The sequence below is a fragment of the Enterobacter sp. BNK-29 genome, from assembly GCF_048684785.1.
GTDB lineage: Bacteria > Pseudomonadota > Gammaproteobacteria > Enterobacterales > Enterobacteriaceae > Enterobacter > Enterobacter cloacae_M.
In genome coordinates, this window is sequence record NZ_JBLQTU010000001.1 from 3,283,035 (window position 1) to 3,295,505 (window position 12,471).

The 12,471-nt window shown below is 55.4% G+C and carries 12 protein-coding genes; 1 reads left to right on the top strand and 11 read right to left on the bottom strand.

Annotation, left to right across the window (positions count from 1 at the left end):
* From rsfS to leuS, 5 genes are all read right to left on the bottom strand, one after another.
* Nucleotides 1-318, bottom strand: coding sequence for a ribosome silencing factor (rsfS, locus tag ACMGGX_RS15645; RefSeq protein ID WP_023334893.1), 318 nt, complete (start codon nucleotides 316-318; stop codon nucleotides 1-3).
* 269 nt (nucleotides 319-587) lie between these two features.
* Entirely contained in the window at nucleotides 588-1,253 is a 666-nt protein-coding gene (gene nadD / locus ACMGGX_RS15650; RefSeq protein ID WP_029740134.1) for a nicotinate-nucleotide adenylyltransferase, read from the bottom strand.
* The gene (gene holA / locus ACMGGX_RS15655; protein WP_059446433.1) at nucleotides 1,246-2,277 is read right to left on the bottom strand and encodes a DNA polymerase III subunit delta; all 1,032 of its coding nucleotides are present in this window, start codon (nucleotides 2,275-2,277) and stop codon (nucleotides 1,246-1,248) included. The genes nadD and holA overlap by 8 nt, the downstream gene beginning before the upstream one ends.
* Nucleotides 2,277-2,846, bottom strand: a complete 570-nt coding sequence (gene lptE, locus ACMGGX_RS15660; RefSeq protein WP_023310752.1) for an LPS assembly lipoprotein LptE — start codon at nucleotides 2,844-2,846, stop codon at nucleotides 2,277-2,279. Before lptE ends, holA begins: the two co-directional genes overlap by 1 nt.
* Before the next feature lie 14 nt (nucleotides 2,847-2,860).
* Entirely contained in the window at nucleotides 2,861-5,443 is a 2,583-nt protein-coding gene (leuS, locus tag ACMGGX_RS15665) for a leucine--tRNA ligase (protein ID WP_023310753.1), read from the bottom strand.
* 214 nt (nucleotides 5,444-5,657) lie between these two features.
* On the opposite strand from leuS, the gene ACMGGX_RS15670 reads away from it, so the two are divergent.
* On the top strand, nucleotides 5,658-6,140 hold the full coding sequence (locus tag ACMGGX_RS15670) for a zinc ribbon-containing protein (protein ID WP_032661386.1): 483 nt from the start codon (nucleotides 5,658-5,660) through the stop codon (nucleotides 6,138-6,140).
* 172 nt (nucleotides 6,141-6,312) lie between these two features.
* Here the strand turns inward: ACMGGX_RS15670 and rihA are convergent, their stop codons facing one another.
* The 6 genes from rihA to lnt form a co-directional block, all read right to left on the bottom strand.
* A complete protein-coding gene (gene rihA / locus ACMGGX_RS15675; protein ID WP_223534719.1) occupies nucleotides 6,313-7,254 on the bottom strand; it encodes a pyrimidine-specific ribonucleoside hydrolase RihA in 942 nt (313 codons plus the stop codon).
* A 120-nt stretch (nucleotides 7,255-7,374) separates the two neighbouring features.
* On the bottom strand, nucleotides 7,375-8,100 hold the full coding sequence (locus tag ACMGGX_RS15680; RefSeq protein WP_014883001.1) for an amino acid ABC transporter ATP-binding protein: 726 nt from the start codon (nucleotides 8,098-8,100) through the stop codon (nucleotides 7,375-7,377).
* A complete protein-coding gene (gene gltK, locus ACMGGX_RS15685; protein WP_014883002.1) occupies nucleotides 8,100-8,774 on the bottom strand; it encodes a glutamate/aspartate ABC transporter permease GltK in 675 nt (224 codons plus the stop codon). The genes ACMGGX_RS15680 and gltK overlap by 1 nt, the downstream gene beginning before the upstream one ends.
* Nucleotides 8,774-9,514, bottom strand: a complete 741-nt coding sequence (locus ACMGGX_RS15690) for an amino acid ABC transporter permease (RefSeq protein WP_023310756.1) — start codon at nucleotides 9,512-9,514, stop codon at nucleotides 8,774-8,776. Before ACMGGX_RS15690 ends, gltK begins: the two co-directional genes overlap by 1 nt.
* A gap of 155 nt (nucleotides 9,515-9,669) precedes the next feature.
* Nucleotides 9,670-10,575: an amino acid ABC transporter substrate-binding protein gene (locus ACMGGX_RS15695; RefSeq protein WP_008501049.1), complete on the bottom strand. Its 906-nt coding sequence runs from the start codon at nucleotides 10,573-10,575 to the stop codon at nucleotides 9,670-9,672.
* 352 nt (nucleotides 10,576-10,927) lie between these two features.
* Nucleotides 10,928-12,466: an apolipoprotein N-acyltransferase gene (lnt, locus tag ACMGGX_RS15700; RefSeq protein WP_420298587.1), complete on the bottom strand. Its 1,539-nt coding sequence runs from the start codon at nucleotides 12,464-12,466 to the stop codon at nucleotides 10,928-10,930.
* Nucleotides 12,467-12,471 lie beyond the last annotated feature (5 nt).

Here is a 12,471-nt window from a genome sequence, read left to right on the forward strand (position 1 = left end):
TTAACCCCAGAGTTTTTCCAGCTCATACAGGCGACGGCTCTCGTCCTGCATGACGTGGACAATCACATCGCCGAGGTCGACTACCACCCAGTCAGCCGTCGCTTCACCTTCAACACCCAGCGGTAACAGCCCTGCTGCACGCGATTCCTGAACCACGTGATCGGCAATTGAAACAACATGACGCGTCGATGTACCGGTGCAGATGATCATGCAGTCGGTAATACTGGATTTACCCTTAACGTCGATAGCGATGATGTCCTGACCTTTCAGGTCATCAATTTTGTCAATAACAAAATCCTGGAGTGCTTTACCCTGCAAGTTTTCCCCCTGGGGTGAATGAGATTGTAAAACTTTGAATTCGTAGCCAGACAGTATACCTGAACTCACGCCTGCGTCGGGACAAATGTCTTCGGCCGGGCTTTTGAAGGCGGGTATCATCCCACCCTCCGCCTGAGATTGCATCGCCATTTTTGTAAAACAATTTCTGTAAAGCAACGATCGGCGGGAAAGTCTGGCAGCGGAGAATAACAGTATGGCTTACCCTGTCAAGGCAGGATAAACAATAAGCCGCTTTTTATGCTCTCCGGCTATTCATCTGCGCTTTTCTGATACAAACCGTGCGCATGGATATAGGCCAGCACCGGGGTTGGCAGCAGATCGTCACACGCTAAACCCTGCTGTAAACGCTCGCGAATGAGAGTCGCAGAGATATCGAACCACGGCGTTTCCGCCAGATAGATCTTCCCGGCAGGCTGGTTGTGAAGATCTTCAACATTATCGGTGAGATGGTCTTCCAGCCACTGCTGGTACTGCTCTTCGCGCATGGTCAGCGGATAGCCGGGACGGCGGCAGACGAGCAGGTGGCTGTTCTCCAGGATGGTTTCATACTGATGCCACGTAGGGAAATTCAGCAGAGAATCCTGGCCGATGATAAAGGCAAGCGGCTGGTCTGGTCCTTGTTCGGCGCGCCACTCCTGAAGCGTCTGAGACGTCCAGGAGGGCGTGTCGCGACGCAGCTCACGCTCGTCAAGTCGGAAGAGCGGTTTATCTGCGATGGCAAGGGCAAGCATCTCTTTTCGCTGCTCGCTCGTCGCCTCGGGCTGTGGACGATGGGGCGGGACATTGTTGGGCATGATGGTGACGCGCTGAAGTCCGATCAGATTCGCCAGAATTTCAACCGGCTTCAGATGCCCGTAATGTACCGGGTCGAAGGTGCCGCCATATAAGGCCTGTAACGAATGCATGCTATCCATCAATAAAAACGTCTGCCAGCGCCTTGTGGCAGAGCAGCAGAGAAAGGCTTTCCAGCTCCGCCCAGACCGACTGACCGTAATCTTGTTTTAACGTGAGCTCAGCGCGCATCAGAAGCTGTACAGCCTGACGAAGCTGTTCGTGACTCAGGCGGTTGACGGCCTCGGTGGTCAAAGCCCGGCGATTTTGCCACACGCGGTGTTTATCAAACAGCGAACGCAGCGGCGTATGGGCAGACTGACGCTTCAGAGTAATCAGCAGCAGCAATTCGCGCTGCAGCGTACGCAGCAGAATAACCGGTTCGCTCCCTTCGAGACGCAGCTGTTGCAGAATATGCAGGGCGCGTTTGCTCTTCGCCGACAGCAGCGCGTCCACCCAGTGGAACGGCGTGAAGTGTGCCGCGTCGTTAACGGCCTGCTCGACGCGCGGCAAGGTCAGCTTGCCATCCGGCCAGAGCAGGGAGAGTCTGTCCAGCGCCTGCGCCAGGGCCAGCAGGTTACCTTCATAGCAGTAGCAGAGCAGTTGGTTCGCCGCATCATCCAGCTGAAGGTTGTTCTGCTTCGCTCTCGCTGCCACCCATTTGGGCAGATGCGCCTGTTCAGGCGTCTGACAGGTCACCTGCACCGCGTGGGCAGCGAGTTGGGTGAACCACGCCGCATTTTCCTGCGCTTTGGTGAGCTTGTTGCCGCGCACAATCAACAGCAGATCGCTGTGAAGCAGGCTGACCAGCGTGGCCAGCTGTTCATTGATGGCCGCGTTAGGGCCGTTCTCAGGCAGCAGGATCTGAATAGTCTGGCGCGAGGCAAAAAGGCTCATCGCCTGACAGAGTGAGAAGAGGGCATTCCAGTCGGTGTTGTTATCCAGCTGGACGGTGTGGTGTTCATCGAAGCCCTGAGAGGCGGCCTCATGCCGCACGGCATCCAGGCTTTCCTGAAGTAATAACGGATCGTTTCCAAGAAGCAGATACGCCGCGCGCAGCCCTTCTTTGAGCTGCGCGCGGAGTTGTTCAGGATACAGCCTGATCATCATTTACCCAGAGAGTTAGCAGCAGGAAGCGTGCCGGCAACCGGTTTTTCAACAATGTCAGAGCCTTGTCTGGTAGACGCTGCAATACCTGGCAGTTTACGGATCAGCTGTTCCGCCGCCTTGTCGTACATTTCGTTGATGATAATCTGCTGTTCGGCATCTTTTGCCAGCGCCGTCTGCGGGTTATCGAAGAACGAACGGTACACTTTCGTGCTGATCGGATAGATGTCTTTACCCGGGATCAGGACCGCTGCGTTGACCGTCAGCACCATCTGATATTCAGCTGTACGGCCATCCTGGAAGATAGAGGCCGTATCTCTCGACAGACCACTTCCTGTAACGCGCAGAGACGGTACATCCTGGCGCAGCGTTTGTTTCTCAACAAGCTCAACGCCGTTCAGACGCAGCTGATTACGAATTGCCCGGCTGAGTGGACCATTCGGATCTGATGAGTCGAAAATCATCGTTTTCATCTCAGCAGGCACCGCCGTGGTATTGCGCAGGTGCCAGCCGCAGCCGGCGGTGACAAGCACCGCCAGTGATAAGAGTATTGTTGCCAGTTGTCGCACGTTTCCTCCCGCGCTTAGCCAACGACCAGATTGAGCAGTTTACCCGGTACGTAGATCACTTTACGTACGGTAACGCCCTCAAGATATTTTGCGACCAGAGGTTCCTGGCCCGCGCGCTCGCGAACCTGTTCTTCGGTTGCATCGACCGCCACGGTAATTTTACCGCGGACTTTGCCGTTTACCTGGACCACAACCAGCGTTGTGTTTTCTACCATCGCTGATTCGTCAGCCTGCGGCCACGGCGCGTTGTCGATATCGCCTTCGCCTTTCAGCTCCTGCCACAGGGTGAAGCTGACATGCGGAGTGAACGGGTTCAGCATGCGAACAACAGCAAGCAGCGCTTCACGCATTAAGGCACGATCCTGCTCGCCGTCCTGCGGAGCCTTCGCCAGCTTGTTCATCAGTTCCATAATAGCCGCAATTGCGGTATTGAAGGTCTGACGACGACCAATATCATCGGTCACTTTCGCAATCGTTTTATGAACATCACGACGCAGCGCCTGCTGATCTTCAGTCAGTGCGGCGGCGTTCAGCGCCGGGGCATCGCCCAGTGCAGTGTGTTCGTAAACCAGTTTCCAGACGCGTTTCAGGAAGCGGTTCGCCCCTTCCACGCCGGACTCCTGCCATTCCAGGGTCATGTCCGCCGGAGAGGCAAACATCATGAACAGACGCACGGTATCCGCACCGTAACGCTCAACCATCACCTGCGGATCGATACCGTTGTTTTTCGACTTGGACATCTTGCTCATGCCGGTGTAGACCAGTTCATGACCTTCGGCGTCTTTCGCCTTAACGATACGGCCCTTCTCGTCACGCTCGACGATCGCATCAACCGGTGAAACCCAGTTACGCTCGCCGTTGGCACCAACGTAATAGAACGCATCTGCCAGTACCATGCCCTGACACAGCAGCTGTTTTGCTGGTTCGTCAGAGTTCACCATGCCTGCATCGCGCATCAGTTTGTGGAAGAAGCGGAAGTAGAGCAGGTGCATGATGGCGTGTTCGATGCCGCCGATATAGATATCTACCGGCAGCCAGTAGTTTGCCGCATCGGAATCGAGCATACCGTCCTGATACTGCGGGCAGGTGTAGCGCGCATAGTACCAGGATGACTCCATAAAGGTGTCAAAGGTGTCGGTTTCACGCAGCGCAGGCTGTCCGTTAACGGTGGTTTTTGCCCACTCAGGATCGGCTTTAATCGGGCTGGTGATACCGTCCATGACCACGTCTTCCGGCAGGATCACCGGGAGCTGATCTTCCGGGGTTGGCATCACGGTGCCATCTTCCAGCGTCACCATCGGAATTGGCGCACCCCAGTATCGCTGACGGGACACGCCCCAGTCGCGCAGACGGAAGTTAACTTTACGCTCGCCCACGCCCAGAGAGGCCAGTTTATCGGCGATGGCGTTGAAGCCCTCTTCGAAGCTCAGACCGCTAAATTCACCGGAGTTGAACAGGGTGCCTTTTTCAGTCAGAGCGTGTTCAGACAGGTCTGGTTCTGAACCGTCAGCCGCCAGAATAACAGGCTTGATGGTCAGGCCATATTTGGTGGCAAATTCGTAGTCGCGCTGGTCGTGACCCGGAACAGCCATCACGGCGCCAGTGCCGTACTCCATCAGAACGAAGTTGGCGGCCCAGACAGGGATTGCTTCGCCTGTCAGTGGGTGAATGGCTTTAAAGCCGGTATCAACCCCTTTTTTCTCCATTGTCGCCATGTCGGCTTCGGCCACTTTGGTGTTGCGGCACTCGTCAATGAAGGTCGCCAGCTCCGGGTTATTTTCTGCCGCTTTCTGCGCCAGCGGGTGACCTGCGGCCACGGCCAGGTAGGTCGCGCCCATGAAGGTGTCCGGGCGGGTGGTGTAGACAGTCAGAGTCTGGTCGTAGTTCTCAACGTTGAAGGTAATCTCCACGCCTTCAGAACGGCCGATCCAGTTGCGCTGCATGGTCTTAACGGTATCTGGCCAGTGATCCAGGTTATCCAGATCGTTCAGCAGCTCATCAGCGTAAGCGGTGATTTTGATAAACCACTGTGGGATCTCTTTACGCTCAACTTTGGTGTCACAGCGCCAGCAGCAGCCGTCGATAACCTGTTCGTTCGCGAGAACGGTCTGGTCATTTGGACACCAGTTAACGGCTGAGGTCTTCTTATACACCAGGCCCTTTTTGTACAGCTCGGTGAAGAACTTCTGCTCCCAGCGATAGTATTCCGGGGTACAGGTTGCCAGCTCGCGGCTCCAGTCATAGCCAAAGCCCAGCATTTTGAGCTGGTTTTTCATGTACGCGATGTTGTCGTACGTCCACGGCGCCGGTGCGGTGTTGTTTTTGACCGCCGCGCCTTCCGCAGGCAGACCGAACGCATCCCAGCCGATAGGCTGCAGAACATTTTTACCCAGCATGCGCTGGTAGCGTGCAATCACATCGCCGATGGTGTAGTTACGCACATGGCCCATGTGTAGTCGACCAGAAGGATAGGGAAGCATCGACAGGCAGTAATACTTCTCTTTGCTCTCGTCTTCGGTTACTTCAAAGGTGCGCTTCTCGTCCCAGTGTTGCTGGACTTTTGATTCTATCTCTTCCGGGCGGTATTGCTCTTGCATGGCAGCCAGTGGTCCTGTTTTCAATACAGCTACAAATGTAGCCAATGGATGTGGTAATTCAGATCCGCATAGCATAGCCCAAACGCCCGCGTCAAAACAGCCTTTCGCACAAATGCGCTTTGCAGGAATTTACCGGGTCTGTGCTTCACCTGACAAAGCGGCGATGAAATAAGGTCTATTATTAGAAATAGTTACTTACCCGGGAGGCAAAATGATGAACAAGGTTGCTCAATTTTACCGCGAACTGGTGGCGACACTGACGGAACGGCTGCGTAACGGCGAGCGAGATATCGACGCGCTGGTGGAGCAAGCGCGTGCCCGCGTGACGCAAACGGGTGAGTTAACGCGAACCGAAGTGGAAGAGGTGACGCGCGCCGTGCGTCGCGATCTGGAAGAGTTCGCGCGCAGCTACCAGGAGAGTCAGGAGGAGGTCACGGACAGCGTTTTTATGCGGGTGATTAAAGAGAGCCTGTGGCAAGAGCTGGCCGACATCACGGATAAAACGCAGCTGGAGTGGCGCGAGGTCTTTCAGGATTTGAACCATCACGGTGTTTATCACAGTGGTGAGGTGGTCGGCTTGGGAAATCTGGTGTGCGAGAATTGCCACCACCATATTGCGGTGTATACGCCGGATGTCCTGCCGCTGTGTCCGAAATGCGGCCACGATCAGTTCCAGCGTCGGCCGTTTGAGCCATAATTAAAAGCAAAACGGCAACCATGTTGCCGTTTTTAGTGTTTGCCCCCTCTCCCCGTGGGAGAGGGTTGGGGTGAGGGCATCAGGCCGCACAAGGTCAAAGCAAAACGGCAACCATGTTGCCGTTTTTAGTGTCTGCCCCCACTCCCCGTGGGAGAGGGTTGGGGTGAGGGCATCAGGCCGCACTATAGTAAGCCAGCCTCTCCGCCAGCAAATCCACAAACGCCTCGCGGTCGATGTCCACCATCACCGTGGTATTCGGTTTATTCCCCGTCAGCGAGTAGTAATCCACCACCGTCATTCCCTGGGTGTATTTTCCCTGCGTCTCAACACCAACCCATCTGTCCACCGTGGTGAACATCTCGGGCTTCAGTAGCCAGGCAATGGTGCACGGGTCGTGCAGCGGCGCGCCGTGGAAGCCCCATTTCTCGGCTTTGTGATACTCCATAAAGAAGTCGAGAAGTTCGGCCACGGTTGTCGCGACCGTATTACCCACGGAGCGGAATCGCTCAATATCGTCCGCCATAATCTGCGCGCGATGGGTAACGTCCAGCCCGGCCATCACGATCGGTAAGCCGGACTGAAAGACGATTTCCGCCGCTTCCGGGTCGACAAAGATGTTGAACTCCGCCGCAGGCGTCCAGTTCCCCAGCCCCATTGCCCCGCCCATAATCACAATTCGGGCAATTTTATTATGCAGCTCAGGATGGCTGTTCAGCAGCAGCGCAACGTTGGTTTGCGGTCCGGTTGCCACCAGCGTTACCGGTTCTGCACTCTCACGTAGAACCTTCGCCATCAGCTCCACGGCGGTACTGTTTTGCGGCGTGAAACCCGGCTCCGGCAGTGCCGGACCATCCAGCCCGCTTTCACCATGAACGTTGTCGGCAATAATCAGCTCGCGCATTAGCGGCTTCACGGCCCCGCCGGCGACAGGAATATCGGTGCGTTTAAGCAGCGTGAGCATTCGCAGCACGTTGCGCAGGGTTTTGTCTGGCGTCTGGTTTCCGGCGGATGAGGTGACGGCTTTTACCTCTAGTTCAGGGGAGGCAAGAGCGAGGACGAGCGCGATCGCGTCGTCATGACCCGGATCGCAATCGAGAATAATAGGCTGTGCCATAGCGTTCTCCATACGTAGCGTTATTTTGTGACAAGGTTAACGCTGCAATGTGACGCCGACGAGAGGAACTGAGTGAAAGCGTGAAGCAGTGCGCAATCCGCAGATTGCGCACCGGGAAGGTTAGTGCAGGATTTTTGCAAGGAAATCTTTCGCACGCTCGGATTTCGGGTTAGCGAAGAACTCTTCTTTCGGTGAGTCTTCGACAATTTTCCCTTCGTCCATGAAGATCACGCGGTTGGCCACTTTACGGGCAAAGCCCATTTCGTGGGTCACCACCATCATGGTCATCCCTTCGTGCGCCAGCTCGACCATCACGTCCAGCACTTCGTTGATCATCTCTGGATCGAGCGCCGACGTTGGCTCATCAAACAGCATTGCCACCGGATCCATACACAGCGCGCGGGCGATCGCCACACGCTGCTGTTGGCCGCCAGAAAGCTGTGCCGGGAACTTATCGGCATGCGCCGAAAGCCCAACACGTTCCAGGAGTTTCAGACCTTTCTCGCGCGACGCTTTTTTATCACGCTTAAGCACTTTTACCTGCGCCAGCGTCAGGTTCTCAATAATGGAGAGGTGAGGGAACAGCTCAAAATGCTGGAACACCATGCCAACGTGAGAGCGAAGCTGAGCGAGGTTGGTTTTCTTGTCGTTGACCTTTGTGCCGTTGACGACGATCTCACCCTGCTGCACCGGCTCCAGTCCGTTGACGGTTTTGATCAGCGTCGATTTACCGGAGCCGGACGGCCCGCACACTACCACCACGTCCCCTTTTTTCACTTCGGTGGAGCAGTCGGTCAGCACCTGAAAGTGCCCATACCATTTAGAAACATTTTTCAGGGAAATCATTATACCGTCCTTTTCTTCAGCCAGCTGACCAACAGCGACGCGCTTAAACTAATCACAAAATAGACCGCCCCCGCAAAGAGCACCATCTCGACCTGCGTACCATCACGTTCACCGATGGTTGACGCGGTACGGAAGAAGTCTGCCAGACTCAGAACGTAGACCAGCGAGGTATCCTGGAACAGCACGATACCCTGGGTCAGCAGGAGCGGAACCATGGCGCGAAACGCCTGCGGCAGAATAATGAGCTGCATGGACTGCCAGTGCGTCATTCCCAGCGCCAGCGCGGCGCTGGATTGCCCGCGGGAGATACTCTGAATGCCCGCTCGGATAATCTCAGAGTAGTAAGCGGCCTCGAACATTGAGAACGCCACCATGGCGGAGATCAGACGGATATCGGTTTTCGGCGACAGCCCCAGCACGTTCTGCAGGAAGCCGGGCACAATCAGGTAAAACCACAGCAGCACCATCACCAGCGGGATGGAGCGGAACACGTTAACGTAGGCGGTCGCAAACCAGGCGAGCGGCTTAAAGCTCGACAGGCGCATGACGGCCAGCAGGGTGCCCCAGACGATACCAATGATGATGGCAATAACGGTGATTTTTAAGGTAATCACCAGGCCATCAAGCAGGTAAGGCATGGATGGAACGATAGAACTCCAGTCAAATTCGTACATTATTTGCCCCCCAGATTACCCGGCAGGCGGATTTTGCGTTCAACCAGGTTCATCACCAGCATGATGAAAGCGTTAATCAGAACATACGCGAGCGTGATCGCGGTGAAGGATTCCCACGCGTGAGCGGAGTAATCCAGCAGCTTGCCCGCCTGCGCGGCCATGTCGACCAGGCCGATAGTCGAGGCGATGGCCGAGTTTTTCACCAGGTTCATCATCTCAGAGGTCATCGGTGGAACGATAACCCGGTAGGCGTTAGGCAGCAGCACATAGCGGTAGGTTTGGGGCAGCGTCAGGCCCATTGCCAGGCCCGCGTTTTTTTGTCCACGCGGCAATGACTGAATGGCGGCACGCACCTGCTCGCAAACGCGCGCAGCGGTAAACAGCCCCAGACACATCATGGAGGAGACAAAGAACTGCACGTTCGGATCCAGCTCCGACTTGAACCACATGCCAATATTTTCCGGCAGCAGTTCCGGGATGACCAGATACCAGGTAAAGAATTGCACGATCAGCGGAACGTTACGGAACAGTTCCACATACAGGGTGCCAAGCGTTGAAAGAAAACGGTTAGGGACGGTGCGCAGAATACCGAACAGAGAACCGACAAGAAACGCGATAATCCACGCCGTTATCGATAATGCCACGGTAACCTGAAAGCCGCTCCACAGCCAGCCAAGATAGGTGGTGTTGCCGAACGGGGCTTGTTGCAGGAATATGCCCCAGTTCCAGTCTATTGACATAATAAACTCCAGAAAAAAAAGGGTAGCAGCGCTACCCTCGAAGATTGGTGAGAAGCTCATTTTTCGCGCTGAGTGGGGAACGACCACTCAACGTATAGTCTGTCCATGCTTCCCGACAATCGAGAGGGCAGGAGATCCCGCCCCTGTAGTTCTAATTAGTTAAGAGCCTTGTCATTTGGAGATTTGAACAGCGCTTTCATGTCGTCAGACAGTTCAAAATTCATGTTCAGGTTTTTTGGTGGAATCGGGTTCTTGAACCATTTGTCGAACCATTTTTCCGCTTCGCCGGAGGTCTGTACCTGAGCGATAGTGTCATCGATCAGCTTTTTGAACTGCGGATCGTCTTTACGCAGCATACAGCCGTAGGCTTCTTTGGACTGCGCGGTACCGACGATATCCCAGTTGTCTGGTTTTTTCGCTTTCGCACGTTCACCCGCCAGCAGAGCATCATCCATCATAAACGCGACGGCACGACCGCTTTCCAGGGTACGGAAAGAGTCGCCATGGTCTTTCGCGCTGATGATGCGCATATCCATTTTCTTCTCGTCGTTCAGCTTGTGCAGCAGCACTTCTGACGTGGTACCGGAGGTCACAACAACCGCTTTCCCTTTCAGGTCAGCGAAGTCTTTGATCTCACCGCCTTTCTTCGTCAGCAGACGGGTGCCGACGACAAAGATGGTGTCAGAGAAGGCAGCCTGTTTTTGGCGCTCGAGGTTGTTGGTGGTGGAGCCACACTCGAAGTCAAAGGTGCCGTTTTGCAGCAGTGGAATACGGTTCTGTGAAGTGATTGGGATCAGCTTCACCTGCAGGTCAGGTTTGTTCAGCTTTTTCTTCACAGCTTCAACGATGGCGTTGGAGTAATCCTGTGAATAGCCCACGACTTTTTGCGTGTTGTCGTAGTAAGAGAACGGGACAGAAGATTCACGGTGGCCGACCACGATCACGCCGTTTTTGGCAATCTTGTCGAGAGTGCTGCCTGCTGCCGGAGCATCTTCAGCGTGAACCACGCCTGCAGACATTCCCATAACCAGCATTGCTGTGGCCAGTTTACGTAATTGCATACCCAACTCCTTTTTTATCAGCGCCAGAGACGCTTTGATACCCATTGTGATGTTGTTATATCTCGCGCAATGCGAGTGCAGTGTTATGCAAGCTTGTTAACATTTAGTCTGGCTTAATGTAAAGATTTTGCTGCGTTATTGTTTATTTTTGCGAAGCGCGCCGCACCATTCAGAGGCAAATATCTCCCGTTGCACCGTTTCGGTGCTACCGATGATCTACGCTGGTGCGACAAAGTTGCACGTTAAGCCAAACTGCGTTTACCTGAATAAACTAAGCAATAGGCGTGCCAGAATGGGAGTCTGGAGAAAATTGTCGGGTGGCGGCTACGCCACCCGACAACAGAAGGAAAGGTTATTTACGACGCTGACGCAGGCTCATCAGCACTGCGCCAAAGCCGAACAGCGCGGTCAGTACCCACAGCGGCCAGTTGCCGGTGCGCGCATATGGCGTCAGCCCCGTGGTTGGCGTGACTTTAGTGGTCAGCACCTCGCGGGTAAACTGCGGGATCATCGCCTGAATCTCGCCCTGCGGACCAATCACAGCGGTGATGCCGTTGTTGGTGCTGCGCAGCAGCGGACGCGCCAGCTCCAGAGAGCGCATACGTGCCATCTGGAAGTGCTGCCAAGGGCCGATTGACTTACCAAACCACGCATCGTTGGAGATGGTCAGCAGATAGTCGGTATCCGGGCGGAAGTTATCGCGTACCTGCTCGCCGAGAATGATTTCGTAGCAGATGGCCGCCGTCAGGGCCATGCCGTGCGCGTGCAGCTGAGGCTGTACGTACGGGCCGCGGCTGAAAGAGGACATCGGCAGGTCAAAGAACGGGGCCAGCGGGCGCAGAATCGACTCCAGCGGGACAAATTCACCAAACGGCACCAGGTGGTTCTTGTTGTACCGGTCAGTGGAGTGGTAGCTGTACTCGCTGTCTTTTCCTAGCGTAATGATGCTGTTGTAGGTGTCGTAGCGGTTCTGCTGATTCAGACGCGCATCGACAATCCCGGTGATCAGCGTGCTGCCGCGCGCCAGCAGCAGGTCATTCATCATGTTGAGGAACGGCTGCTGGTTAATTTCCAGATCGGGGATAGCAGATTCCGGCCAGATAATCAGCTGGGATTTACCCATTACCTCTTCGGTGGCGTTGGCGTAGATCTTCAGCGTATTCAGCAGCTCTTTCTCATCCCACTTCATAGACTGCGGAATATTCCCCTGCACCATGGAAACCTGCATGGCGCGCTCTGGCTCGGGCGTGAACCACTGGATATAGCGCAGCGGGAAGGGCAGGGCGAACAGCACCAGTGCCACAGCCAGCGGCTTCCAGCAGCGTGTGACCAGCGCTAATACCAGCAGGCCGCTCACCACCATCAGCAGGAAGTTAATGGCCTCAACGCCCATTACCGGTGCCAGGCCTTTCAGCGGGCCGTCAATCTGGCTGTAGCCGAACTGTAGCCACGGGAAGCCCGTCAGCACCCAGCCGCGCAGGAACTCGGTTATTTGCCAGACCACCGGCGCGGCAATGGCGACGCGCAGCCAGGTGGTTTTTGGCCACAGGCGAGAAAGGATGCCGGCGAACAGACCGGTATAGAGCGAGAGATACGCGGCGAGCAATACCACCAGGAAGACGTTTACCGGGCCTGGCATACCGCCAAACTGGGCGATGCTGACATAGACCCAGTTGATGCCTGAGCCAAACAGCCCCAGCCCCCAGAAGTAACCGATGGCAGCGGCCTGTACCGGACGACGATTCAGGGTCAGGCCCTGAAGCCCCATCAGGGAGAGAATAGCCGCAGGCCAGATATCGTAAGGAGAAAAAGCCAGCGTACCGCTGGCTCCGAGTAACAGCGCCAGCAGCAAACGGACGCGCTGGCGTTCAAGCAGTGGGGCAAATGCCATTTACA

Coding starts and splice junctions, on each gene's coding strand:
- ACMGGX_RS15695 (WP_008501049.1), bottom strand. CDS start 10,575: ATGCAATTACGTAAACTGGCCACAGCAATGCTGGTTATGGGAATGTCT.
- leuS (WP_023310753.1), bottom strand. CDS start 5,443: ATGCAAGAGCAATACCGCCCGGAAGAGATAGAATCAAAAGTCCAGCAA.
- lnt (WP_420298587.1), bottom strand. CDS start 12,466: ATGGCATTTGCCCCACTGCTTGAACGCCAGCGCGTCCGTTTGCTGCTG.
- rihA (WP_223534719.1), bottom strand. CDS start 7,254: ATGGCACAGCCTATTATTCTCGATTGCGATCCGGGTCATGACGACGCG.
- nadD (WP_029740134.1), bottom strand. CDS start 1,253: ATGGATAGCATGCATTCGTTACAGGCCTTATATGGCGGCACCTTCGAC.
- ACMGGX_RS15690 (WP_023310756.1), bottom strand. CDS start 9,514: ATGTCAATAGACTGGAACTGGGGCATATTCCTGCAACAAGCCCCGTTC.
- ACMGGX_RS15670 (WP_032661386.1), top strand. CDS start 5,658: ATGAACAAGGTTGCTCAATTTTACCGCGAACTGGTGGCGACACTGACG.
- gltK (WP_014883002.1), bottom strand. CDS start 8,774: ATGTACGAATTTGACTGGAGTTCTATCGTTCCATCCATGCCTTACCTG.
- ACMGGX_RS15680 (WP_014883001.1), bottom strand. CDS start 8,100: ATGATTTCCCTGAAAAATGTTTCTAAATGGTATGGGCACTTTCAGGTG.
- holA (WP_059446433.1), bottom strand. CDS start 2,277: ATGATCAGGCTGTATCCTGAACAACTCCGCGCGCAGCTCAAAGAAGGG.